This window comes from Tateyamaria sp. (assembly GCF_039940735.1).
In the GTDB taxonomy this organism is placed as follows: domain Bacteria; phylum Pseudomonadota; class Alphaproteobacteria; order Rhodobacterales; family Rhodobacteraceae; genus Tateyamaria.
In genome coordinates this window covers 100,724-126,625 of sequence record NZ_JBDVGB010000016.1, presented here as the reverse complement: position 1 = coordinate 126,625, position 25,902 = coordinate 100,724, and the positions used below count along the sequence as shown (strand labels likewise).

Below are 25,902 nucleotides of genomic sequence, written 5' to 3'. Positions count from 1 at the left end.
ACGCCGCACCCCTGCCCGGTCTCCTGTTCCAACTCTTTATACAGACCCATCGTATAATGCTGAATACGGCTGATGTTGGTGCTGTCGTGCAGGCCATGAATGTTTGCAGCGGCATGCCACGTGCTGCCGCTGGTCAACTCGTCACGTTCAAGCAACACAACGTCATTCCACCCAAGCTTGGTCAAATGATACAGAATGGAACAACCAATAACGCCGCCGCCAATAACAACCGCCTGTGCGTGGGTGCGCATATAAAAGCCCCTGCTGAGTTAATCGATGTCCATACTGCGCACACTACGTGCGACATGATTGCCCGGACACGACACAGAACGTCGCTGACAAACAAAGCCCACGCCACATCACGCCTAAATCCACACTCCTTTTGCGACAACATATGTCGTACATGGCATCCCTCAGCTTCATCTTGCTGAATAAACTCTCCCCGAAGGGCCGACTGGCCACACGAAGCAAAGGTTAATTTCCATGAAAACCACCACCCGCGTTGTAGTGATTGGCGGCGGCGTTGTTGGCGCATCCGTTCTGTACCATCTGACAAAACTTGGGTGGTCCGACGTCATGCTGCTGGAACGATCAGAACTGACCTCGGGATCCACATGGCACGCAGCGGGCGGGTTTCACACGCTGAACGGTGATACGAACATGGCTGCCCTTCAGGGCTACACAATCCGACTTTACAAAGAACTCGAGGACATTACCGGCATGTCCTGTGGGCTGCACCACGTGGGTGGCATCACCTTGGCCGACAACCGCGACCGCTTTGATATGCTGCTCGCCGAACGCGCAAAGCACCGGTTCATGGGATTAGAGACTGAAATCGTCACCCCGGACGAGATCAAAAAAATTGCGCCCATCACCAACACCGACGGCATCATCGGCGCGCTTTATGACCCGCTTGATGGACACCTCGATCCCTCTGGCACCACCCACGCCTATGCCAAGGCAGCGCGCATGGGCGGGGCGACGATAGAAACGCATACGATGGTGGTTGAAACCAATCAACGCCCCGATGGCACATGGGATGTGGTCACAGACAAAGGCACAATCCACGCCGAACATGTGGTCAACGCAGGTGGTCTTTGGGCGCGCGAAGTCGGGGCGATGGCCGGCGTTTACTTTCCTCTGCATCCGATGGAACACCAATACATCGTCACCGACGACATCGCGCAAATTTACGAACGTGACGCAGAACACCCCCATGTGATGGACCCCGCCGGCGAAAGCTATCTGCGCCAAGAAGGGCGCGGGCTGTGCATTGGGTTTTACGAACAACACGCGCGTCCTTGGGCCGTTGACGGCACCCCGTGGAGTTTTGGACACGAATTGCTGCCCGATGATTTTGACAAGATCGAAGACAGCATTGCCTTTGCTTACAAACGCTTTCCTGTGCTGGAAACGGCAGGCATCAAGTCCGTCATCCATGGCCCTTTTACCTTTGCGCCGGATGGCAACCCGCTGGTTGGCCCCGTGCTGGGCATGCGCAACTATTGGTCCGCGTGCGGCGTCATGGCGGGCTTTTCCCAAGGCGGCGGCGTGGGTCTAATGCTGGCGCAGTGGATGATCGAAGGTGAACCCGAACGGGACGTGATGGCCATGGATGTGGCCCGCTTTGGCGATTGGATCACACCGGGCTACACCCGCCCCAAAGTGATCGAAAACTATCAAAAGCGGTTCTCCGTATCCTACCCGAACGAAGAACTGCCCGCCGCGCGCCCGCATCGCACCACGCCGATGTATGATATCTTTTCAGGCATGGGCGCCGTCTGGGGTCAACAATTTGGGCTAGAGGTCGCGAATTACTTTGCCACCGGCGATGAACCTACCTTTGAAACCCCGTCATTTCGCCGCTCGGACGCCTTTGCCGCCACTGCGCGCGAAGTCACCGCCGTGCGCACAGGCGTCGGTATCAATGAGGTGCATAACTTTGGCAAATATACCGTAAGCGGGCCGAATGCGCGGGCTTGGCTTGATCGGATCATGGCCGGACGTGTGCCGCAACCGGGCCGTGTGTCACTGACACCTATGTTAAGTGCTGCGGGCAAGCTCATCGGTGATTTCACCATGTCTTGCTTGGATGAACATCGTTTTCAACTGACGGCGTCCTACGGGTCGCAGGCGTATCACATGCGCCATTTCATGTTACATGAAGAAGACGGCGTAACTGTTGGAAATATAAGTGATAAACGAAATGGATTTCAACTGGCGGGGCCAAAGTCGCGCGACGTGCTGGCCGCCTGCACCCGTACTGATATCTCGGATATGCGGTTTTTGGACGTGCGCCAAATGACAGTGGGTCAAACGGCGTGCACCGTGCAACGCGTCAGCTATACTGGTGATCTCGGGTTTGAGGTTTACTGCGATCCCATGGATCAACGCGCGCTGTGGAACAGTCTGTGGACGGCAGGACAAAGCCACGCAATCACGCCCTTTGGCATGCGCGCCATGATGTCGTTGCGGTTGGACAAGTTCTTTGGGTCTTGGATGGCGGAATTTTCACCAGATTACACCGCGGCTGAAACCGGTTTGGATCGGTTCATTTCCTGGAAAAAGAACACGGTCTTTATTGGGCGGACAGCGGCTGAAGCTGAACGCGCCACGGGCACGGGCCGCAAGCTGTGTGCCTTTATCGTCGATGCCGATGATGCGGATGTGCAGGGGTATGAACCAATCTGGCTGGACGGCGCTGTTGTCGGCTTTTGCACATCCGGTGGATATTCGCACCATGCGCAGTTGTCTGTCGCGCAGGGATTTCTGCCCACTCAAAGCATCAAAGATGGATTAGAGGTTCAAATCGAAATTCTGGGGCAAATGCGCCCTGCCCGCCTTGTGACCACGCCACTTTTTGATGTGGATGGCGCGCGGATGCGCGGGTGATATACTTGCCCACATGATGCCTGTTTTGATCCTTGCTGCTGGTGCGTCGTCCCGTATGCGCGGGCGCGATAAGCTGAGCATTGCGATCGACGGCGTTCCACTGCTGCGCCGTCAGGCGAAAATGGCGTTGCACGTCAGCACAGATGTCCGCATCGCCCTGCCGCCGCGCCCCCATCCACGCTATGACTTGGTTCAGGATCTGGCCGTAGATTGTATCGAGGTCACCGACGCCGCCGAAGGCATGGGCGCCAGCCTGCGCGCCCTGTTTGCGACGCTTGAAAGTGACGTTAGTGCTGCGTTGATTTTGTTGGGCGACCTGCCCGATGTAGATGCCGATGATTTGCGTAACTTGATGACGGCGATGCACACACACCCAAACGCATTGATTTGGCGCTGCGCCACACCATCAGGCAAGGCAGGTCATCCAATGGTCGTCGCCCGTGACGTTTTTGACGATTTCAAAGCGCTTTCAGGTGACAGCGGCGGTCAAGCGATCCTCAAGGCGGCGGGCGACGCGTTGCACCTTGTGCCCTTAAAAGACGAACGGGCGCGCCGAGATCTCGACACGCCCGAAGACTGGGCCGCTTGGGAAGCCGCCCGAAAAAAACCGCTTACTTGATCTGGTCCACGATAATTTGCGCTTCGTGTTTTTTCAGCGACAAGCGCGCGGACCCATAGGCATCAAGACCCGCAATAGTTTTCAGTTCTGGGAACAAATCCAACACCTCAGTGCGCTGTTCGGCACCGATACCGCGCAGGCTGTGATCGCCCGGCTGGAAGGTTTCGGACCATGCACCGTCAGCCAGAACCACTTCGTGGTGATCAAACAACAGGTGGATGTAGCTTACAGCCCCAGTGCGAACCGCGTCCACACCGTCAAGGCCGGTCAGATGCTTGGCCGCGACCAGCACTTCGCGTTCGTCAAACATCACCGCCGCCACATCAGAGGTGACCAGCATACGGTGCTGCGGAGACACCAGCATATCACGTTCAGGCAAACCATTGCCCAATGCGCCCTGTCGGATCAGGATCGGTTGGTAGTCACTATTGGCAAGCATTTCCTGTGGGGTCAGGTCACGACGCCCCACCCAACGCAGAGTTTGCGCGCCATTGTCGCGGGTGAAAACCTTGTCACCCACCTTCAGGTTCTCGACTGCCACTTCGCCCTTTTGGGTCGCGATGCGGCTGCCGGGTGTAAAGCAGATGATGATGTTTTCAATTTCAGAATAGGTCACGCGGCGGGCAACGTTGCCGTTGCTGTCAAGCAGCTCGATCGTGCCCGATTCCGCTCCGGTCTCGAAGAGGTTGGCGTCAACACCGCGCAGGTCGATCGCGTCTACATCCAAGCCATCCGCATCTTCGCCACCAACGATGTTATGATTGCCGATGCCGTCAAAGTTAAATAGGTCAGAGCCTGCACCGCCTTCAGCCCGGTCATTGTCGGGGCCAACGGTGATTGTGTCATTGCCGTCGCCACCAAAAAGCTGGTCGTCACCCTGATCACCCGAGATAACATCGTCGCCGTCGCCACCTTCAATACGGTCGTTACCCTGACCGCCCAAGAGCACGTCGTCGCCAGCGCCACCTTCTAGATTATCTTGACCATCACCAGCATCAATCGTGTCGTTTCCCGTGCCGCCAGACAAGGTGTCGTTGCCGCCACCGCCTGACAGGCTGTCGTCGCCACCTTCACCAGAGATCAGATCCTGACCATTGAAGCCATTGATCGTATCGTTCTCGTCGGTCCCTGGCAGGGTATCGTTATTGGACGTTCCATTGATAATCGACATTTTAACAGCCTCCTTAAGGATGGCTTATGGTGAAGTCGTGTCATGCCATTCCCTTATGAAACAACACTACTGAGACAGGATTAATTCAAATCTATTGAGAATTTAGGGGGGAAATCTCAAAAAGGGTAAACCTGACCGCATCATGGCGCTTTTATGCTGCAATGCGGCAAAATTAATGTTCGCACAGGAAACAGTGCCCAATACGTCCTCTCATTAAACACAGAAAACGGTGCAGCCCCCTGCACCGTTTTCTACGTCCCCCGCGAATCATCGCGAGGAATGCTGCATGTATGTCGTGTCTTTAGTGGGGCCCGAAGCCTTACTGCGTGAGCAGCTTGGCTTCGTGCTTTTTCAGGCTGCGGCGTGCCGCTGTATAGGCTTCGACCCCGGTTTCTGTTTCCAGTTCTGGGAACAGTTCCATGATCTCTGCGCGCTGCGCATCACCCATCGACGCCAATGTCTGATCACCAGGCTGGAAGCTTTCGGTCCATGCACCATCCGACAGGATGACTTCGTGCTGGTCGAACATCACGTGGATATATGTCGTTCCCGACACTTCTACCACGTCGATGCCTTCCATGTCCGTCAGGTGCTTGGCAGCAACCAGAACTTCGGCTTCATCGAAGTACAACGCCGTCTTGTCACTGGCCATCAGGACCCGGTGCTGAGGCGACACAAGCATGTCACGCTCTGGCAGACCTTTGCCCAAGGCACCCTGACGGATCAGGACGGGACGCAGGTGCTCTGCCGCTGCCAGTTCTTGGCCAGACATCTTGCGTTTGCCAATCCAGCGGATTTCCTGGATGCCGTTGTCGCGGGTGATGACCCGGTCTCCGACGTTCAGGTCCTCTACACGGCGCTCACCCTGCGGTGTTGCCACCATGGTGCCCGGCGTGAAGCAAGGGATGACGTTCTCGATGTTCGAGAAGGTCAACGACCCTGCGGCGTCGCCGTTGGTGTCGAAGTAGTTGACCACACCATTTTCAGGGTTCGTTGGATCGAACACAATGTTCAGCGATCCACCACCTGGTGCCGATCCGGTCAGATCGAGCGTATCGAAGTCGTCACCGCCTTCGTTACCGTCGACAACTTCGCCAGCATTGACGTTGATGAACGTGTCACGGTCATCACCACCGGACAGATCGTCATTGCCGCCGTTGCCGCCGTCGATGGTATCGTTGCCGTCACCGCCATCGATCACATCGTCGCCCGTCGCACCAAGGATAGAGTCATCCCCAGCATCGCCGTTCAGCGTGTCATCGCCTGTGCCGCCGTCAATGAAGTCATTGCCTTCACCACCGTTGATCACATCCGCGCCGTTGTCGCCAAGGATCGTATCGTCACCAGCGCCACCGCTCAGAACGTCCGCGTTGCGGCCGCCATCGATGAAGTCCTGACCGTCGCCACCTTCAATGGTGTCGTTGCCTTGACCACCCAGCAAGCTGTCGTCGCCGATTCCGCCGTCGATGAAGTCATTGTCGATTTCACCGTCGATGGTGTCTTGACCCGCGCCGCCCAGAAGGACGTCGTCGTCATCGGCACCAAAGATCAGATCGTCGCCTTCGCCACCATCAACCGTGTCGCGACCGTTGTCGGGACGTGGGTCACCTGGGAACAACGGGTTCGATCCGTCGTCTTCGATATTGAGTTGGTCAAGACCCAGATCGGGGTCGTTGCCCGCAAAGATAGTGTCGTTGCCAAGACCTGCGTCAATCGAGTCGTTGCCTTCGCCACCGACGATACGGTCAGAACCGTCATCGCCTGTGATGGAGTCATCGTCGATCCCGCCATCGATAACATCGTTGCCGTCGCCGCCGATGATTGTATCAGCGTCGTCACCAGTCGAGATGGTGTCGTCACCCGCACCACCATCAACAAAGTCAAGGTCGTTGTCAGGGTTTTCATCCGCAGCAAAGCCGAATGGGAAACCCGGAACCGGCGTGCCATCGTCATTGGGGAAGCCCAAATCAGGCGCAAGATCATCGTTACCGGTGTCGATCACGTCGTTACCGTCGCCGCCGATCACCTCATCGCTACCGTCGCCGGTATTGATCACATCATCGCTGCTACCGCCGTCAACTGTATCGTCACCTGCGCCGCCGTTGATGGTGTCTTCTCCATCTTCGCCGCGCAGAATATCGTCACCTGTGCCGCCATGGATCTGATCGTCGCCCGTGCCGCCAAAGACGTCATCGTCGCCTTCGCCTGCAATGACAGTATCATTTCCACCGCCAGCTTCGATGATGTCATCGTTGGGGCCTTCGCCCGGCAGGATTTCATCATTGTTGTCGACCATGTCACCTTCTGGATCGTCATCGAAGCTGTCGTCGATCAGGTCATCGCCATCTGTGCCTTCCACGATGCCGTCAAGCGGTTGCTCTTCGACTGTGATGGTCCAGACTGCTGTGTCTTCGCCGCCGTTGCCATCAGAGATGGTGTAGGTGACTTCAGCGTCGCCTTCGAAACCCGGTGTGGGTGTAAAGGTCAGTTCGTCACCATTGATTTCGACCGTGCCATCAGGCGAGGACGCATCAGTGATCGTCAGATCATCGCCGTCCACATCTGTATCGTTGGCCACCACATCGAAGGTCACTGCTTCGTTGAATGGTGTGGTCGAGGCATCGTCGTTGGCAACCGGTTCGTCGTTCACTGGTGTGACGTCGATGGTGTGGATTGCAGTGTCGGTGCCGCCGTTGCTGTCAGAGATTTCGTAGCTGATCGTTGCTTCGCCGTTGAAGTTCTCTGCAGGCGTAAACGTGACCGTACCGTCGCCGTTGTCGACAAGCGTACCCTCAGATGGGTCAACAACTGCGTTGATCACCGTCAAATCGTCGCCGTCTGCGTCCGTGTCATTGGCCAACAGATCAACCGTGACAGACGTATCTTCGTCTGTAACGTCGCTGTCGTCCTCTGCAACTGGACCGTCGTTGACCGCGCCAACAGATACAACCGCTTGGCCCTCATCCGATCCACCTTGGCCGTCTTCGACCGTGTAGGTGATCGTGGCTGGACCGTTGAAGTTTGGTGCCGGGGTGAAGGTCACTGTACCGTCGCCGTTGTCGACAACTGTACCCTCGGATGGGTCAACAGACACTGCTGTGACGGTCAAAGGATCGCCGTCAACATCCGTGTCGTTGCCGATCAGATCGACCACAACCGGCTCGTCTTCGTCCGTTGTGTCAAGATCATCAACCGCAACCGGGTCGTCGTTCACTGGCGTCACTGTCACGATGACTTCGCCGATGTCCGCGCCGCCTTCGGTGTCTTCGATACCGTAGGTGATTGTCGCTTCACCGTTGAAGTTCTCAGCTGGTGTGAACAACAGTTCGCCGTCCACAACTTCAACCGTGCCTTGCTCGGCTGGAACTGAGGCCACTGTGATGCTCAGCTCGTCGCCTTCAATGTCAAAGTCGTTGTCCAGAACATCGATGGTGATCGGTGTGTCTTCGTCTGTTGTCACCGCGTCATCAACAGCCTGTGGGCCATCATTCACGCCGATAACTTCAACGTTAACAACCGCTTCGCCGCTGTCTTCGCCACCTTGGCCGTCTTGAACCGTATAGGTGATTTCCGCAGGACCGGTGTAGTTCGGTGCTGGCGTGAACGTAACAGTGCCGTCGCCATTGTCGACAACTGTGCCCTGCTCCGCCGGAACCGAGACCGTGCCGATGTTCAATGGATCACCATCAACATCCGTATCGTTGCCGATCAGATCGATGACAACCGGCTCGTCCTCAAAGGTTTCTGCAAGATCATCAACCGCAACTGGCGCGTCGTTCACAGGCGTCACAGTGATCGTGTGGATCGCTGTGTCTGTGCCGCCGTTGCCATCTGTGATCGCATAAGAGATCGTCACTTCGCCGTTGAAGTTTTCAGCCGGGTTGAAGGTAACAGTACCGTCGCCATTGTCGACAAGCGTGCCTTGGTTCTCAGGAACAGTCGCCCCTGTCACCGTCAGCGTATCACCGTCAAGATCCGTGTCATTCGCAAGCAAATCAACCGTGATCGGCGTGTCTTCGTCCGTAACATCACTGTCGTTAACCGCGTCAGGTCCGTCATTCACAGCACCCACGTCGATGGTGTGGATTGCGGTGTCGGTGCCGCCGTTGCTGTCAGAGATTTCGTAGCTGATCGTTGCTTCGCCGTTGAAGTTCTCTGCAGGCGTAAACGTGACCGTACCGTCGCCGTTGTCGACAAGCGTGCCTTGCTCCGCAGGAACCGTGGCTGAGATCACGGTCAGTTCATCGCCGTCAACATCCGTATCGTTCGCCAAAAGATCAACCGTAATGGATGTATCTTCGTCCGTTACGTCCGAGTCATTCACCGCAACTGGGCCGTCGTTCGTACCCGTCACTGTGAACGTGATTGTCGCTGTATCCTGAGCGCCATTCTCGTCTTCGACGGTGTATGTGACTGTCGTGTTGACGGTCTCACCTTCTGCCAAGCTGTCAAAGTCGCCATTGGCATCAAAGAATGTCGCGCCATCATTTGCTACGGTGATAGTACCACCGTTGCTGCCTTCAAGCGAAACAACTTCGCCAGCTGGACCAAACGGATCGTCAAACGTCTCGGTGTCGTCGCCATTGGTGACGTCCACGATACGGATTGTGTCGCCGTCCACATCACTGTCATTTGCCAGCGCAGACAGGTCACGAAGATCGGTATCTACGTCATTCTGAGAGACAACCAAAGCATCGTCTACCGCAACTGGGCCATCGTTGGTGCCCGTCACATAGAAGCGAACCAAGGCCGTATCTTGACCACCGTTCCCGTCGTCAACGGTGTACTGAACAGATGTCAGAGTGGACTCGCCGGGGGCAAGGAAATCGAAATCGTCGTTCGCGGAAAAATCTACCGTGCCGTCCGCGTTAACTGTAAACAGACCACCATTGTCGCCAGCGACTTGACCACCAACACCAGCGGCAGTCCCCCCAACAGCAACAACTGTCAGATCGTCACCGTCTGGGTCACTATCAACGCCTGCACCAGTGTCTTCAGTAATCGCGTTACCATCAACATCGCCGAAGGCTTCATCTTGACTAACGTTGTAAACGTTATTTGTCGCGTCAGGTCCACGATTGATCTCGTCACCGATGATGTTTTCGATTTCGGTAAATACGATCGTTTCACCGGTCGGGTTACCCGCGCCGTCAACAAACACAACTGTACCGTTGGTTCCGTTGCCGTTGCTGTCTTCGGTCACATTATCAAGGAAGAAGGAGCCTTGGCCCGTCAGGTCGAGCGTATCGTTATCGGTGTTCAAAGCAGGGTTGGTATTGAAACCACCCGAACCACCGTCAACCACATCACCAGCGCCACCAACAATGGTATCCGCGTCAGCGCCACCATCAATGGTGTCTACGCCCTCGCCACCAACGAGAAGGTCGTTGCCCTCGTTGCCGTTGAGCATGTCGTTGCCGTCTTCGCCAAACAGCTGGTCGTCACCGGTTCCGCCGTGAATCCAGTCATAGGAGTCACCGCCAAGCAGCGTATCGTTGCCCGCGTCACCGAAGAGTTCGTCATGGGCATCGCCACTGTCGAGAAAGTCGTTGCCGTCGCCGCCACGAATGACGTCAACGCCGCCTTCGCCAAAGATGCTATCGTCGCCGTCACCACCATTCAGACGTTCGACGCCCGCATTGTTGCCGCCAAAGATCGTGTCATTGCCGCCATCGCCGTCGATTGAGTCCCGGCCTTCGCCGCCTTGGAGCAAGTCATCGCCGTCGCCACCAGAAATGGTGTCGTCGCCGCCTTCGCCCAAAACAGTGTCGTTGCCAGCGCCCGCATCGATCAAGTCGGAGCCGTCTGCGCCAGTGTCATCTCTGAAGTTGCCGTCGCCCTGGATCAGGTCGTCGCCGTCGCCACCTTCGATGGTGTCTTTGTCCGAACCACCCGCAATCGTGTCGTTGCCTTCATCACCGAACAGCGTGTCACGTCCGTGGCCACCATTGATGCTGTCGTTGCCTTCACCACCGCTGACAAGGTCATCGTCGCTTGACGCCCACAAGTCATCGTTACCAGTGCCGCCATAGATGGTGTCGTTGCCGAATGAGGCCTCGACGAGGTCGTCGCCCGCGCCGCCGATGAACAGGTCGTCGCCGAAGTCCGCGCCACCCAATGTATCATTACCGTCGCCACCGATTTGGGTGTCGTTGCCAGCACCACCAAAGATGCGATCGTCGCCGTCGCCACCTTCAAGGGAATCGTTGCCGTCGTCACCCAAAAGCGTGTCGTTACCGTCTTCACCAAAGATCGTGTCGTTGCCGGCACCACCTTCTAGAATATCGTCGCCGCCTTCTGTACCGTCATCCACCACTGGCGCATCAAAATAGATGTCTGTGATGTTGATGCCGGAATTGGCGTTGCCGTCCTGATCATGCTCGATCTCGATCCGCGAAACGGGGCCTGGAATGTTAACAAGCAAAGAGTATTCGCTGGATGATGGTGGCAGATAGCCGCCATTGCTGTCGGCTGTATCCGCGCCGGCCACACCGTCCGTGTTCAAAAGCGTCAGTTCGCTGCCGCCCTCAAGATTGATTTGGATCTGGTTGCCGTTTGCGTCAAAGGCTTTGACCCTTACAACGCCATCGCCATCGATATCGTTGATGCGGAAAGATACGTCTTCCACTTCGTCCGAGAATTCGAATCTGTATTCAGTTGAGTTGTCCTCGCCCTGCAAACGGTTTCGGAGCGAGCTGTCGTCGTCAGCTACGCCGCCACCTGTATCGATGCCTGACACATTCACTTCGTTATCAGACAAAGTGGTGGTCGATGCGGCCGATTGGTTCACCAAAGTAAAGCTGACGTCCACCGATCCGGTGTCTAGCGTGAACGAACTTAGGTTGTCGCCGTCGTTAAAACCAGAATCTTCCCAGCTGAACACTTCGCGCGTGGTCGTGCCAGCATTAGGACCAGTATAATTGCTGTCGCCAAAGATCACGTCATCCCCAGCGCCACCTTCAACGCTGTCATCACCGGTGCCAGCAAAAACTTCGTCATTACCCGCGCCAGAGAGGATTGTATCATCGCCACCCAACGCGTCGACGATATCGTCATTAACACCTTCGCCAGGCAAAATCTGGTCGTTGGCGTCAATACGGTCGCCATCTGGATCGTCGACAAAACCTGCATCGATCACGTCGTCCGAGTTGTCGCCTTCGACCACGCCATCCAACTCAACGGCGGGTGTGAAAGACAGGTTATCGATAGCGCCGGAACCGCCAAGAAGGACCTCAAAGCTGCCAACGTTATCCACATCGAAATCAACGTTGCGTTGGCCGTTGTTACCAACACCATGTACGTCAACAGTTTTGATCAAATTGCCGTCTGTATCGTAGAACGTGACCCACGCGCTTTCCTCGATGTCGAGGAAGGTAAGGCTGTTCACTGTAGAGGCCGTATCGAACTCAAAGCGCAGGATGCCACCATTTGCTTCGTCGTCGGGGTCATTGCTGTCGCCGTCTTCGGAAATGATCAAAACATTGCCAAGATTGCTGGTCGCAAGATCGTTGTCACCGCCCGTTGGGTTGGCTGTGTCAAAAATCATGGCTTGGTTCGACCCGCCAATTGCGGAAATCGTAACGCCGTCAGCCGAAAATTCGCTGTCTACGACGGTGCCACGGGCGAGATCATTGAAGTCAATTAATTTTGTCATGGGTTTATGCTCCTAGGCTTTGTTGCGCGCGGCGCGCAACGCGGCCGGAAAAGGTAAATGATGTTGAAGAAATGCGGCGGCTAAGGCCTGCTCTAGGTCCGCTTTGAACGGACCTCATGTGGTGCATTTTTACGTGTGCGAACATTCGCATTTATGTCTCCAACTCTGACTACTCGTAACCCATACAACAAAGCGACGTTTTTCGGTTCTCGGCGACCGACACATCACATGCTCAAAGAAGGGAAGACGAATGTCACCATCGGGCAGAGTATCGGAACGATCCGAACTCTATCCAAAACGGTCGCATTGCATAGCAATACGGCGAACACACTTCTTCCGTACCTATCGGCACGTTTTGTGCGGTCGCCCCCGTGACCTAACAAACATCGCCCCCCAGTTGGGCAAGACTGTACATAAGGATAGGAATGGCGCAAAAAAAGCAAAAAATATCCAAAAAACTCCGTGATCGGGGCTTGAAATCGGAAAATTGGCATCAGAGAACTGAACAATGTGCAACCGTTAGTGGCATAAAGCCGCCGACTTAAAAGGCCTCGATCGGCAGAGCTTCGCAAATTTTACGTAAGTACAAGGACTTGGCGGACTTTCCAGCTTTCGCAGCATTCAACGCACGGTTTCTAATCAAGAAACATTAATCCGTGGGGGAATTATGCCTCGTCTTCCCCCTAATTGCCGTTTTTTTTACACGGCGCGTAAACAATAGGGCTGGTACGTTTGGATTAGGCATAAATTCGCGCATTACATGCCTCAATTATCGAATCGATTCGGCAGTCATTCGATTCGACTAACAATAGAAACGTCACGTCACCGGTCCTAGAGTTTCTAGTCGTCGCCTTGGATTTCGTCGGCGGAAGACCGCAAACCATACAGGGATGCGAACGTTCAAATTTTTGAACGCTGCTATCCGCTGCATGTGATTGAGGCTGGTACCCAAGGCCGGACTCGAACCGGCACGCCCGCAAAGGCGGGGGATTTTGAATCCCCTGCGTCTACCATTCCGCCACTTGGGCCTCGGCTTCCTCCTACACTGGGATTTTGGGATGGGCAAGCGGCTGTCGCACTCTGAATGAGAATTTTTCCATGTCTCTTTGGCGACGCACTGGAACGCCTTGTTGGGATTTGATACCCGTCACTTAGATTTCAGGAGAACTCATGCCTATGGCACCGCTTATGCAGGACGTCGCGATCTCGGATCGGCTTGCACAATTGGCGTCGGACGCTGATGGTGACGCCGTGACGTTGGCCTGGATTTTGACGCAACTGCACGAGCGCGCGTTTGGTCTATTCCTGCTCATTCTTGCGCTGCCCTGCTGTATTCCATTCCTTTATGGTCTGCCGCAGATCGTTGCGCTGCCTCTGATGTTTGTGTCGGCGCAGATCGCACTTGGGCGGCGTACCCCTTGGTTGCCGCGCAAACTCAAAACACGAACTGTTTCAGTTCAAGGTCTTACCAGCCTGTCGGACCGATCCCGCCCTTGGTTAAAGCGGATCGAAGCCGTCAGCCGCCCGCGGCTGTCAGCTTTGACGCATGCCCCTTTGGACAAGATTGTGGGCATTGCCTTAGTGATCTTCAGCGCTTCGATCTTGGTGCCATTGCCCGGCACAAACACAGTACCCGGTTTCGCCGTTGTCGTCATTGCCATGGGCCTTTTGCAGCGCGACGGTTTGTTGGTCCTGTTGGGCGCCATCTTGGGCACAGTATGGATTGGAACACTTATTTTTGCGGGCGCCACTTTGGTCAGCCTAATCAAGACTTGGATCGGCCTATGACACTGACACGCCAAAATCTCATTGCGATTGCCACATTGGGGTCCGCCCTGCTTTTGGGGGGGGCGTTTGTGTTTCAGACGTTGGGGTATGCGCCTTGCAAAATGTGCATCTGGCAACGCTATCCGCACGCCATTGCCATCGTGATTGGCGTCATCGCGTATGCTGTGCCACTACGCGCGCTGGCATTGCTGGGCGCAATGGCTGCGCTGGCGACGGCTGCAATCGGTGGTTTTCACGTGGGTGTGGAACAAGGCTGGTGGCAAGGGCCGACCAGTTGTTCGTCTGCGCCTGTCGACACGATGGACCCGAACGCATTGTTCGAACAGATCATGACGGCGCCACTGGTCCGTTGCAATGAAATCGCATGGCAATTGATGGGGCTTAGCATGGCGGGATGGAATATGGTAATTTCGCTGTGTCTGGCCGGGCTTTGGCTGGCCGCATTTCGCGCGCGTTAAAATTTTACGCGAGTCAAACTGACTTGCGCGCCGACAACAAAAGAGACGTCTCGCTGGATGTCACCCCATCCAAACGACGGATCGCGAACAGCACCTCGTCAAAGGTTTCCAACGTCTCGGTGCCGATTTCGGCAATCACATCCCAACGCCCGTTGGTCGAATGGAGCGCACGCACAGCACTCATTCCGTTCAATTGACGCAGGATCCGTTCGGTTCCGCGCCCTTCAATCGCGATCATCATCAGCCCACGCACCGGATCGCCCAACATATCTTCGCGCAACACAACGCTAAAGCCAACGATGTCGCCACGCTGTTGCAGCTTTTCCATGCGCGCACGCACCGTTGTGCGTGACAACCCAAGCAGCAGTGACAGATCAGACAGCGACGCACGCGCATTGTGCCGCAAAGCAGAGATCAAGCGACTATCCGTTTCGTCCATCTATAGCTCCATTTTGCGCACAATAAAATCATAATGGTCAATGTTGCCCCTATCATAATACACAAAATGCGCAACTATATGTGTAAAATCGCGGAAGGAGAAGAACATGACCCCCAAAACAATCCAATTGATCGGCGTTCCCATGGACAGTGGCAAACGCAGACAAGGGTGCTTGATGGGCCCCGACGCATACCGCACCGCTGGATTGGCTGATGCGTTACGCGATCTTGGACACCACGTCACCGACGCGGGCAATGTGCAACCCGAAGGTTATGACGCCACACCGCATCCTCATCTTTATGCACACGGCGAAACGATCGCTTGGACGCGCGCATTGACCAAAACTGCCGAAGCCGCCTGCGCCACCTCACTCCCGATATTCATGGGCGGCGATCACGCTTTGGCGCTTGGTACAGTGCATGGCGCTGCCGCGCACGCAAATGCTGTGGGGCGCCCATTGTTTGTGCTTTGGCTTGATGCACACACAGATTACCACACGCCGCAAACCACCGATTCCGGCAACCTGCATGGCACACCTATGGGTTTTCTTACGGGACGTGCTGGGTTTGATGGCTTTCCGAATGTTCCGCACCCAATCCCGCACGCACAGATCGCGATGTTCGGTCTGCGCTCTGTCGATGCACAAGAACGCGCAGCCCTGCAAAATACGGACGTCACATATATAGACATGCGCCATATCGACGAACATGGGATTGCCAAACCTCTGTCGGACTTTTTGGCGCGCGCTTCAAAGGCCAACGCGCTTTTACACGTGTCACTGGATGTGGATTTTCTTGATCCGTCCGTCGCCCCCGCTGTCGGCACCACCGTACCCGGCGGCGCCACAATCCGCGAAGGTCATCTGGTCATGGAAATGATCTGCGACAGCGGCCTTCTTAGCTCGCTTGATCTCGTCGAACTCAACCCCTTTCTGGATGAACGCGGACGCACAGCCCAAGCGATGGTTGATCTGACCGCCTCAGGTTTTGGGCGGCGGGTCTTTGACCGCCCTACCCGCGCCTATTCTTAACTCTCTGTTTTAAGGTTTCACCGATGTCTCACACCACACCATCAAACAAAGCGCTCGTGCCCTTCGTTTCTGTTGATCACATGATGCAACTCATCCACGCGGTCGGCGTGCCGGATATGTTGCGCGAATTGGCACACTATATAGAGGCCGATTTCAAACGCTGGGACGCATTCGACAAAACCCCGCGCGTCGCCAACCACTCCGAAACAGGGGTGATCGAACTTATGCCAACTTCTGACGGCGAAACCTATGGTTTTAAATATGTGAACGGGCATCCCAAAAACATGTCTGAAGGGTTACAAACCGTGACCGCTTTTGGGCTGCTAGCCGATGTGGGGACCGGATATCCGGTTCTGCTTAGCGAAATGACGTTGCTGACCGCGCTGCGCACTGCGGCGACCTCTGCACTGGTGGCGCGCAATCTGGCACCAAAAGGCGCGACAACGATGGCAATGATCGGAAATGGGGCACAATCCGAATTCCAAAGCCTCGCCATGATGGCAATTGCCGGCATCACCCACGTGCGTCTGTTTGATATTGATCCCGCGGCAACTGTCAAATGCGCCCAAAACCTTGCTAACACAGGGCTGGTCGTCACGTCATGTGACACCCCACAAGAGGCCATCGAAGGATCGCAGATCCTAACCACCTGCACCGCAGACAAGGCCTATGCCACGATTCTGACGGACAACATGGTTGGCGCTGGCGTGCACATCAATGCCATCGGGGGCGATTGCCCCGGCAAGACAGAAATCGCGCCCGCTATTTTGCAACGCGGCGACATCTTTGTGGAATACCCGCCCCAAACTCGGATCGAAGGCGACATCCAACAACTCGACCCCGACCACCCGGTCACCGAAATCTGGGAAGTCCTGGCAGGAAAAACACCGGGACGCACAAGCGACAAACAGATCACCATCTTTGACAGTGTCGGATTTGCGATCGAAGACTTTTCGGCCCTGCGGCTTGTACGCGACAAAATCGAAGGAACCGATTTCTTTCATCCGCTGGATCTGCTGGCAGACCCGGATGATCCGCGTGATCTGTTCGGAATGACGATGCGCGCAAAACCGTAAGGGTTGGTGGGTGGGCGTATTTGCCAAAGGCAAACAGACCAATCCACCAATAAAAAACGGCGCACGAAAAAGGTGCGCCGTTAATCTGTCGTGATTGACCTTGGCTTAGGTCAAATCAATCGTCGCGGTGCACTTTCTCGCGACGCTCATGTTTTTCTTGCGCCTCAAGGCTCATGGTCGCAATTGGACGCGCATCCAAACGCTTCAAAGAAATCGGTTCGCCTGTGACAGAGCAATAGCCAAACTCGCCTTCATCAATACGGCGCATCGCCGCGTCAATCTTGGACACAAGTTTGCGCTGACGGTCACGGGTGCGCAATTCCAACGCCCGGTCCGTCTCCTCAGAGGCGCGATCCGTCACATCAGGAATGTTACGCGTGCCGTCTTGCAGGCTTTCGATGGTGTCTTTGCTTCCAGCCAGCAGTTCAGAACGCCACGCCAGCAATTTGCGGCGGAAATACTCAACCTGCCGCTCGTTCATGAACGGTTCACTTTCAGCAGGACGATAATCGTCCGGCAGGAATGTTTCCTGTTTCATATGTTTCCCCTCAACTCGACTGACTTCGGCCATATTGCGGTCCCCTGAGGCTTCCGGTTACTGCCTCAGTCAGCTCCCTGCGCCAGCGTCTAACGAAGGCCGGACAGATTGTCACTACCCATTCCCGTCGCAAATTGGGTAAAAGCCTCGTGATGAACAAACTTGCGTAACAAGGTGAACTCACATGAAATTCCAAGGCACTGACGCTTATGTCGCCACCGACGATCTGACCATCGCGGTGAATGCTGCTGTCACGCTTGAACGCCCCTTGCTTGTCAAAGGAGAGCCAGGCACCGGCAAAACCGAGCTTGCCAAACAGGTGTCCCGCTCCCTTGGGATGCGCCTTATTGAATGGAATATCAAATCCACCACCCGCGCCCAGCAAGGCCTTTACGAATACGACGCCGTGTCGCGTTTGCGCGACAGCCAATTGGGCGAAGACCGCGTACATGACGTGTCCAACTACATCAAAAAGGGCAAACTGTGGGAAGCATTTGAAGCCGACGAAAAGGTTGTTTTGCTCATCGACGAGATCGACAAAGCCGACATTGAATTCCCAAATGACTTGCTGCAAGAGCTCGATAAGATGGAATTCTTTGTCTACGAAACCGGCGAAACGATCAAATCACGCCACCGCCCGGTGATCATCATCACCTCTAATAATGAAAAAGAACTGCCAGACGCGTTCCTACGCCGCTGTTTTTTCCACTACATCCAATTTCCAGACATGGAGACGATGAAACAAATCGTCGCCGTCCACCATCCCGACATTAAACAGGCCTTGTTGACCACAGCCCTGACCCAATTCTTTGAAATCCGCGACCAACAAGGGCTTAAAAAGAAACCCTCGACCTCCGAAGTGCTGGATTGGTTGAAATTGTTGTTGGCCGAAGATCTAAGCGCCGAAGACCTAAAGTCAGATGGCGCAAACAGCCTGCCCAAATTGCACGGGGCGCTTCTGAAGAATGAACAAGACGTGCATTTGTTCGAACGCCTTGCCTTTATGGCGCGCGGCAAACGTTAGACCCGTGCCCACATATTAAGCGTTTTCGCCGCGGTTGAACCAACTGCGGCGATACATCCGCTTCCTGCCATTATGACGCGGGTCATTTTAGTCACAGCCACCATTTGCCTACCCCAACCAAGGCAACCCAGAGATAAAAAGTCTTTCTTTTGCCTAGAATGCTTCGTAACTTAGCCGCGATGAGAGGTGAAAACACCCGCATCCAATATGCTAAAAGGCAGGCAGGCAGTATCAATGACCAGTTCAGACGCACTTTCAGTGCGCCCTCTATCTTTGATGGATCGCTCTCAGTGGGGCGATCTCTGGGCGGCGTACCTCGCGTTTTATCAAACATCGCGCCCAAAAACCATTTTTGACACGCTTTTCGAGCGTTTGATGGGGAACGACCCGCAGGACTTTAACTGTTTGGTCGCTGAGCGTGGCGGCAAACTGGTCGGTCTCACCCATTTTCTGTTCCACCGTCATGGCTGGCGCGTCGAAAACGTCTGCTATCTGCAAGACCTTTACGCCGACCCCTCTGTGCGCGGTCAGGGTGTTGGTCGTAAACTGATATCCGCCGTCTACGAAGCAGCTGACGCGGCAAAAGCGCCATCTGTCTATTGGATGACACAAGATTCCAATGCTGAGGCGCGCAAACTTTATGACCGTATCGGCACATTAACCCCCTTCATCAAATACGAGCGGGGGACATGAGTATGCGCCGCTTCGTTTTGCCCCTTGTGTTGTTACTGAATGCCTGTGTGCCTGTCACACCCGGTGACACGCCAACCCGTGCGCTGCCCAACAATACCGATTTGCCACCGATCAAGTCCTTTGGCGCGCCGCACCCCAGCGCGCCCTTCCGGTCCAACAACGATCTGGCCCTGGATTTCATTGAGCTTGGGTTCCAGTTAGAATCAGGACGCGAATTGCCCGTTTTGACACGTTTCGAAGGCCCGATCTCGGTCCGCGTCACCGGGGCTCCGCCCGCATCGCTTGGCACCGACCTGCGCCGTCTTATGCACCGACTGCGCAACGAGGCTGGGATCGACATTTACGAAGCCGCCCCCGGCAACGCGCCCAACATCACCATTCAGGCCGTAAGCCGCGCGCAGATCCGCAAGGCCCTGCCCCACGCCGCCTGTTTCGTTGTGCCCAACATCACAGATATTTCGGAATATAAACCAAATCGCCGCACTGTGCGCACCAGCTGGACGCACCTACGTACTCGTAAACAACTGGCGATCTTCCTGCCCAATGACGCAAGCCCTCAAGAGGTGCGCGATTGCCTGCACGAAGAGCTGGCCCAAGCTCTTGGCCCTCTTAATGACCTTTATCGCCTGCCCGATAGCGTCTTTAACGACGACAACGTGCACACGGTTTTGACCGGCTTTGATATGCTGATCCTCAAGGCCTATTATTCGCCTGAACTGCGATCAGGCATGACACGCGGTCAAGTGGCCGCCAAACTGCCCACGATCCTGTCCCGCATCAATCCACGCGGCGAACACCTTCAGGCACAATTCGCCACCCGCACGCCCCGCGCCTGGAGCGATGCTGTCCAAACGGCCCTTGGCCCTGGCGCAAAACCGGCCGCACGCCGTGCCGCCGCCGCCAAAGCGCTCGATATCTCGCGCGCCATGGGCTGGAAAGATCACCGCCGCGCTTTTGCGCATTATGCCAATGGCCGCCTGCTTTTGGCCTCTGATCCACAAGCCGCACAAAGCCATTTCCGTGCAGCGGACCAATATTACGCCGCCACACGCGGTGCCAGCCTGCACCGCGCCTACGTCGCCACCCAACTGGCCGCCTATGCAATCACGCGTGGCGATGGTGACAAAGCCATGGTCCTTCTCGCCCCTCATATCGATCAGGCCGCGCGCAACGAAAATGCCGCGCTGTTATCGACCCTGCTTTTGCTGCGCGCCGAAGCGCTTGATCTGCAAGGTCGCTCGGCCGAAGCACGCACCGTTAGACTGGACAGTTTAGGTTGGGCACGCTACGGATTTGGTCCGGACTGGGCGGTACGGGCCAAGCTGCGCGAAATCTCTTCGCTGAACCCTTTGAAAGGGTGAACTTCCCGCCCCAAGTGATTGAGAGGCAAGGGAAATGATCGTCATCGTAGCTGCCATTATTGGCGCATTTGTCGGTGGGTTCACCGCACGCAAGCGGAACGGGAACAAGCTGGACATCGCCCAATATGCCGCGGGCTACGGGTTGGCCTTTATCATCGTGGGCATGATCGCGACTGTGATAATTGACCGCGCCCTAAGCGTTTAAACCGCATGTTCCTGCCCTTCTTTGAGCATCTGCGCAAAAGCGGCGTCCCCGTGTCTTTGCGCGAATTTCTTGCCTTTCTTGAGGGCATGCAAGCAGGACTGGCCACCTATGATGTCGAGGCGTTCTATTACCTTGCCCGCACGTCCATGGTCAAAGACGAACGCAACATCGACAAGTTTGACCGCGCTTTTGCCGCTGCCTTTGACGGGCTAGAACAGATCAGCATCGAACAGGTGTTAGAGGCCGTCGATGTTCCGCAAGAGTGGCTGGAAAAGCTGGCCGAAAAGCACCTAAGCGAAGAGGAACGCGCCGAGATCGAAGCTTTGGGCGGTTTTGATAAGCTGATGGAAACACTCAAGAAACGGCTTGAGGAACAAAAAGGCCGTCATCAGGGTGGCAGCAAGTGGGTTGGCACGGCCGGCACCTCGCCTTTTGGCGCTTATGGTTACAATCCCGAAGGCGTGCGTATCGGCCAAGATGGGTCACGCCATCAACGTGCTGCAAAGGTCTGGGACCGTCGTGAATTCAAGAACTTAGACGACACCGTGGAACTGGGCACCCGCAACATCAAAGTCGCCCTTAAACGCCTACGCCGTTGGGCGCGTGATGGGGCGACGGACGAATTGGACCTGAACGGCACAATCCGCGCCACGGCCGAACATGGCTATCTGGATGTAAAGACCCGACCAGAACGAAGAAACGCAGTTAAAGTGTTGTTATTTCTGGATATTGGCGGATCAATGGACCCTCACATCAAGATCGTTGAGGAATTGTTTTCCGCCGCCAAGTCTGAATTCAAACATTTCGAACACTTCTATTTCCACAATTGCCTGTACGAAGGCGTGTGGCGTGACAACCGTCGCCGCTGGGATGCACAGACGTTGACACATGACATTCTGCGCACCTATGGCCCTGATTACAAATGCATTTTCGTCGGGGATGCCAGCATGTCACCCTACGAAATCGCCTATCCCGGTGGCGCCAACGAACATTGGAACGCCGAAGCGGGCCAAGTGTGGCTGCAACGCGCCCGCGATCAGTGGCAATCCAACTTATGGATCAACCCGTTGCCAGAAAAATACTGGGGCTACACCCATTCCATCGGCATGATCCAAGAGATTTTTGGGGCCGCGGCCATGGTGCCAATGACACTTGAAGGCCTCAGCCGCGGTATAAAGGCGTTGACGCGTTAAATCTGTTCACCAACAATCGTTTCCCATAACGTGCCCTGCATGTCAGATGCCCCGATCGTTCACATTGACCCAGCCGCCTTTCACGCCGACCCCTATCCGGTTCTGGCGCTCATGCGCGATGACACGCCGGTCTGTTATGTGCCCGAGCTGGGCGCGACGTTGTTTACCCGTCGTGATGACGTGTTCGTGCAAGAAAAGCGGGTCGATGTGTTTTCAAGCCATCAACCGGCTGGGTTACTGACCCGCATCATGGGTCCGAACATGATGCGTAAAGACGGTGACGCGCACATGTTCGAACGGCGCGCTCTGTTTCCCGCCCTGTCACCGCGCACGGTGCGCGATGTGTTGGCTCCACAATTCTGCGCCCTTGTACAGGGCCACATTGACCGGCTGAAACCACTTGGTAGGTGCGATCTGGTGACCGATTACGCCATGCCCGTCGCCGCGGATGCGCTGCGTACCATGACCGGGCTTACCAACATGGAAGCGGCGGATATGGACGCGGCCAGACAAGCAATGCTTGATGCCGCCGCCAATTATCGCGGCGATGCAGAGGTGGATGCAAAAGGTCTTGATTATGCTGCGCGTGTGCTGGAATTGATCAAAGACCGCCTACCGGAATTACGCCGTTCTCCCGATCTGTCAATCATCTCGGTTTTGGATCAGGCGGGGCTCGATGTGAACGCCATTGCGGGCAATGTGCGTGTGATCATCGGCGGCGGCCAGAACGAACCGCGCGATGCAATTGCAGGCACGATTTGGGCGTTGCTGAGCCATCCTGAACAGCACGCCTTGATCACGGATGGTACCGCCAGCTACGACGACGCCTTTGGGGAATATGTGCGGTTTGTCGCCCCAATAGGCATGTCCCCACGCCGTGTGGCACGCGATGACACCGCGTGCGGCGTTGCGTTTGAAAAGGACGAGTTGATCTTTTTCATGTTCGGCTCTGCGTGCCGAGACGCCGCCCATTTCACGAACCCCGATCGCTTTGACATCACCCGCAATACCGGTCCCGCCATCCCCTTTGGCGCGGGTCCGCATTTCTGCGCAGGGGCTGCGGCGTCAAAGACCCTGATAGCAGGCCATGCGGTGCCCATGCTTTTGGACCAACTGCCCGACCTTACGCTTGACGCGGACGTGCCATTTGCAGGTTGGGCGTTTCGCGGGCCAGTTTCCTGCCCTGTGCGCTGGAAAAGTTAACCAAACTGCCCCATATCTAGTGGATGTTCAAAATCGCTCCCATCTTGCTGGCCGTCCTTTATGGCCTTGTCATGTACCGCTTTTCAGTATGGCGCACCGGGCGCGACCTGGATGAGCAATCCACCGAATTGGCAGATCCGATGTTGCGCCAGATGTGCGACCAACTGGCCGCCGCATTGGAAGTCGATCGCATCAAGGTGCACATCTATGAAATTGAGCCGGTGAATGGTCTTGCCGCCCCCGACGGACGCATTTTTATAACGCGTGGGTTTTACGACAAGTTTCGCAAGGGCGACGTGTCGGCATCGGAAATGGCAAGCGTGATTGCACACGAATTGGGCCACGTCGCGTTGGGCCATTCGCGCCGCCGCATGATCGACTTTTCCGGGCAGAACGCGATGCGCGCCGCTTTGGGGATGGTGCTGTCGCGCTTTATTCCCGGTCTTGGGGTTTGGATCGCCAATGCGTTGACCAGCCTGCTGGCCGCGCGTCTGTCGCGTCAGGACGAATACGAGGCCGACGCCTATGCGGCCGCATTGCTGACCAAGGCCGGCATCGGGATTGCCCCTCAGATCACCCTATTTGAAAAGCTCGAAGGTTTGACCAAATCGCGCGGCGGCGCAGCGCCTGCGTGGTTGATGAGCCACCCCAAAACGGCTGAGCGGATCAAGGCCTTGCAGGTGCTGCAGGCCAAGTGGGCCGTTGCGCCCTAGATCAGTTTTTCAACGGCCTTACCAAAGCGCGGCAGCCGCGCCTTTTTCATTAACTTGCGCAGCGTCCAATCTTCGCCCGACAATCTGCGTGCCTCGGCCAAGACCGCCAAGGCCACAGGTGCGACCAAATCGGGCGAGGCCTCAGTACAGCCTTGTAGGTAACTGTCGGGGTCGACGCGGTGCAGGCCTTCTTCGGTCAGGATGTTGCGAGGGAAATCCTTGGCGTTCACGGTCATAACAGCATCGCAAGACCCCGCGATGGCTGCCGCCAAAACGTGCAGGTCGTTGGGGTCCGGCAACCACAAGCGGTTTTCAAGTTCGGGCGGGTGGCGCAGCGACGCATTTGGCCACGCGACTTGCAACATTGCCACTTCGCTGCGGGCCTGTGCTTCGCCCTCGGGGCCCAGCTTGATCGCTGCGCGCGCCCATTCCTCAAGAATGCGCGGGCTCCAATACGGTGTGAACAAGCCCGTGCGTGCCACGCCCAGCACGACTTCGCGCATGACCGTGGGGTAAAGAACACAGGCGTCGATCAGGATTTTCATATCAAAATGCCTTTAGAAACCCGTCGCACCTTACAATCGGAAAAACAGCGCCTTCAGGTATCCGCTTTCGGCCAGTTGTGGCATCAACGGATGGTCCGCGCCTGCATAGCCAGTGCGGATCAACGCAGGTGACCGCCCTGCCCGCCCAATGCCGCGCACACAAGAGCTGCGGAATTTTTCAAGGTCAGCGGCATGGCTACAACTGCACAGCGCAAGGATACCGTTTGGGGCAACAAGGCTGGCGGACAACCGCGCAATGCGTTCATAGGCGCGCAGGCCCGCATCCAGCGCCGGTTTTGCAGGTGCAAAGGCGGGCGGGTCGCAGATCACTAGATCAAACTTTGCGCCTTCTTCGCTGAGGGATGTCAGCACTTCGAATGCGTCGCCTTGGCGCGCCTCAAATCGATCTGATGCGCCCATGGCAGCAGCGCCTCGGGTGGCCAGATCTAAAGCCGGGGCAGAGCCATCAACGCACAGCGTAGACGCAGCACCGCCCGCCAAAGCCGCCAGCCCAAAGCCGCCCACGTGGGAAAACATGTCCAGCACGCGTGCGTCTTTTGCCAGACTAGCGGCAAAGGCATGATTGGGGCGTTGGTCATAAAACAGGCCCGTCTTTTGGCCCCCAGTGACGTCCGCCATGTAGGTCGCACCGTTCATTGGCACAGGGATGGGGCCGTCGGGTGCTGTGCCGTGCAGCACGGCGCTGACATCGTCCAGCCCTTCAAGGCTGCGCGTGCGCCCGGCGGCGTTTTTGAACACTGTGGTCGCGCCCGTGACATCCATCGCAGCCTGCGCCAGCATGTCGATGCGCGCGTCGGCCCATGCGGCGTTGGGTTGGATCACCAGCACATCACCAAAGCGGTCGATGACGACGCCGGGCAGACCGTCGGCCTCGGCGTGGATCAGGCGATAGAATGGTGCATCAAACAGACGGTTGCGCAGATCAAGGGCACGGGTCAGCCGCGTGGCGAACCATTCAGTGTCGATCACAGCCTTTACGTTCCGATCGATCATGCGCGCGATGATCTTGCTTTCGGGGTTCACGGCCACAAGACCTAGCGGGCTGCGCCGGTCGTCTTCCAGCACGGCAATGGTGCCGGGTTTCATGGCGCGCGTGCGCCGGTCGGTTACGATTTCGTTGGCATAGGCCCATGGAAAGCCATGGCGAATGCGGCGCGGGTCCATCTTTGGACGCATGCGGACAACGGGGTAATCATATTCGGGTGGGGAAAGGGGCTCTGTCATAGCGCCCTCCTCTAGTGTGTTATGTGGCGTTGGGAAAGGTCCGAATGCAGGCGCA

At 56.2% G+C, this 25,902-nt stretch carries 20 protein-coding genes and 1 tRNA gene; 13 read left to right on the top strand and 8 right to left on the bottom strand.

What is annotated here, in order from left to right; all coding sequences use genetic code 11:
• Window positions 1-251: NAD(P)/FAD-dependent oxidoreductase (locus ABJF76_RS03435; RefSeq protein WP_413822508.1), on the bottom strand; the 251-nt coding region annotated here is incomplete at its 3' end.
• Window positions 252-483: 232 nt separating this feature from the next.
• Between ABJF76_RS03435 and ABJF76_RS03430 the strand changes: the two genes are divergently transcribed.
• Complete coding sequence (locus tag ABJF76_RS03430) at window positions 484-2,892, top strand: GcvT family protein (RefSeq protein ID WP_413822391.1); 2,409 nt, start codon at window positions 484-486, stop codon at window positions 2,890-2,892.
• Window positions 2,893-2,905: 13 nt separating this feature from the next.
• Window positions 2,906-3,511: a nucleotidyltransferase family protein gene (locus ABJF76_RS03425; protein ID WP_413820537.1), complete on the top strand. Its 606-nt coding sequence runs from the start codon at window positions 2,906-2,908 to the stop codon at window positions 3,509-3,511.
• On the opposite strand, the gene ABJF76_RS03420 is transcribed toward ABJF76_RS03425, so the two are convergent.
• The 3 genes from ABJF76_RS03420 to ABJF76_RS03410 form a co-directional block, all read right to left on the bottom strand.
• Window positions 3,504-4,682 (bottom strand): Hint domain-containing protein, encoded by a 1,179-nt coding sequence (locus ABJF76_RS03420; protein WP_413820538.1) that lies wholly within the window; start codon window positions 4,680-4,682, stop codon window positions 3,504-3,506. The genes ABJF76_RS03425 and ABJF76_RS03420 overlap by 8 nt on opposite strands.
• A gap of 319 nt (window positions 4,683-5,001) precedes the next feature.
• A complete protein-coding gene (locus ABJF76_RS03415) occupies window positions 5,002-12,336 on the bottom strand; it encodes a cadherin-like domain-containing protein (RefSeq protein WP_413822507.1) in 7,335 nt (2,444 codons plus the stop codon).
• A 942-nt stretch (window positions 12,337-13,278) separates the two neighbouring features.
• A tRNA-Leu gene (locus tag ABJF76_RS03410) sits at window positions 13,279-13,364 on the bottom strand.
• Window positions 13,365-13,506: 142 nt separating this feature from the next.
• Between ABJF76_RS03410 and ABJF76_RS03405 the strand changes: the two genes are divergently transcribed.
• Together ABJF76_RS03405 and ABJF76_RS03400 are read left to right on the top strand one after the other, a co-directional pair.
• Window positions 13,507-14,124, top strand: a complete 618-nt coding sequence (locus ABJF76_RS03405) for an exopolysaccharide biosynthesis protein (RefSeq protein ID WP_413820540.1) — start codon at window positions 13,507-13,509, stop codon at window positions 14,122-14,124.
• Window positions 14,121-14,582: a disulfide bond formation protein B gene (locus ABJF76_RS03400; RefSeq protein ID WP_413820541.1), complete on the top strand. Its 462-nt coding sequence runs from the start codon at window positions 14,121-14,123 to the stop codon at window positions 14,580-14,582. Before ABJF76_RS03405 ends, ABJF76_RS03400 begins: the two co-directional genes overlap by 4 nt.
• Before the next feature lie 13 nt (window positions 14,583-14,595).
• Here the strand turns inward: ABJF76_RS03400 and ABJF76_RS03395 are convergent, their stop codons facing one another.
• Window positions 14,596-15,021 carry an Lrp/AsnC family transcriptional regulator gene (locus ABJF76_RS03395; protein ID WP_413820542.1) on the bottom strand — a complete coding sequence of 142 codons (426 nt, stop codon included), beginning with the start codon at window positions 15,019-15,021 and terminating at the stop codon, window positions 14,596-14,598.
• A gap of 106 nt (window positions 15,022-15,127) precedes the next feature.
• Between ABJF76_RS03395 and rocF the strand changes: the two genes are divergently transcribed.
• Together rocF and ABJF76_RS03385 are read left to right on the top strand one after the other, a co-directional pair.
• Complete coding sequence (gene rocF / locus ABJF76_RS03390; protein ID WP_413820543.1) at window positions 15,128-16,051, top strand: arginase; 924 nt, start codon at window positions 15,128-15,130, stop codon at window positions 16,049-16,051.
• 23 nt (window positions 16,052-16,074) lie between these two features.
• Window positions 16,075-17,127: an ornithine cyclodeaminase gene (locus tag ABJF76_RS03385; RefSeq protein WP_413820544.1), complete on the top strand. Its 1,053-nt coding sequence runs from the start codon at window positions 16,075-16,077 to the stop codon at window positions 17,125-17,127.
• A 115-nt stretch (window positions 17,128-17,242) separates the two neighbouring features.
• Here ABJF76_RS03385 and dksA read toward each other — a convergent pair whose 3' ends face one another.
• The gene (gene dksA / locus ABJF76_RS03380) at window positions 17,243-17,665 is read right to left on the bottom strand and encodes an RNA polymerase-binding protein DksA (protein WP_413820545.1); all 423 of its coding nucleotides are present in this window, start codon (window positions 17,663-17,665) and stop codon (window positions 17,243-17,245) included.
• Between the two features lie 184 nt (window positions 17,666-17,849).
• Here dksA and ABJF76_RS03375 point away from each other — a divergent pair, with 184 nt between their 5' ends.
• The 7 genes from ABJF76_RS03375 to ABJF76_RS03345 all read left to right on the top strand — a co-directional run bounded on the left by ABJF76_RS03375 (window position 17,850) and on the right by ABJF76_RS03345 (window position 24,057).
• Window positions 17,850-18,689, top strand: coding sequence for an AAA family ATPase (locus ABJF76_RS03375; protein WP_413820546.1), 840 nt, complete (start codon window positions 17,850-17,852; stop codon window positions 18,687-18,689).
• Window positions 18,690-18,923: 234 nt separating this feature from the next.
• A complete protein-coding gene (locus ABJF76_RS03370) occupies window positions 18,924-19,382 on the top strand; it encodes an N-acetyltransferase family protein (protein WP_413820547.1) in 459 nt (152 codons plus the stop codon).
• Between the two features lie 2 nt (window positions 19,383-19,384).
• A complete protein-coding gene (locus ABJF76_RS03365; protein ID WP_413820548.1) occupies window positions 19,385-20,743 on the top strand; it encodes a DUF2927 domain-containing protein in 1,359 nt (452 codons plus the stop codon).
• 34 nt (window positions 20,744-20,777) lie between these two features.
• The gene (locus tag ABJF76_RS03360; RefSeq protein WP_413820549.1) at window positions 20,778-20,948 is read left to right on the top strand and encodes an apolipoprotein acyltransferase; all 171 of its coding nucleotides are present in this window, start codon (window positions 20,778-20,780) and stop codon (window positions 20,946-20,948) included.
• Window positions 20,949-20,953: 5 nt separating this feature from the next.
• The gene (locus ABJF76_RS03355; protein ID WP_413820550.1) at window positions 20,954-22,141 is read left to right on the top strand and encodes a vWA domain-containing protein; all 1,188 of its coding nucleotides are present in this window, start codon (window positions 20,954-20,956) and stop codon (window positions 22,139-22,141) included.
• A 39-nt stretch (window positions 22,142-22,180) separates the two neighbouring features.
• Window positions 22,181-23,344, top strand: coding sequence for a cytochrome P450 (locus ABJF76_RS03350; protein WP_413820551.1), 1,164 nt, complete (start codon window positions 22,181-22,183; stop codon window positions 23,342-23,344).
• 23 nt (window positions 23,345-23,367) lie between these two features.
• Window positions 23,368-24,057: a M48 family metalloprotease gene (locus ABJF76_RS03345; RefSeq protein ID WP_413820552.1), complete on the top strand. Its 690-nt coding sequence runs from the start codon at window positions 23,368-23,370 to the stop codon at window positions 24,055-24,057.
• Here ABJF76_RS03345 and ABJF76_RS03340 read toward each other — a convergent pair.
• Complete coding sequence (locus tag ABJF76_RS03340) at window positions 24,054-24,602, bottom strand: RSP_2648 family PIN domain-containing protein (RefSeq protein WP_413820553.1); 549 nt, start codon at window positions 24,600-24,602, stop codon at window positions 24,054-24,056. The genes ABJF76_RS03345 and ABJF76_RS03340 overlap by 4 nt on opposite strands.
• Window positions 24,603-24,632: 30 nt before the next feature.
• A complete protein-coding gene (locus ABJF76_RS03335; RefSeq protein ID WP_413820554.1) occupies window positions 24,633-25,847 on the bottom strand; it encodes an RSP_2647 family RNA methyltransferase in 1,215 nt (404 codons plus the stop codon).
• Between the last annotated feature and the right edge of the window lie 55 nt (window positions 25,848-25,902).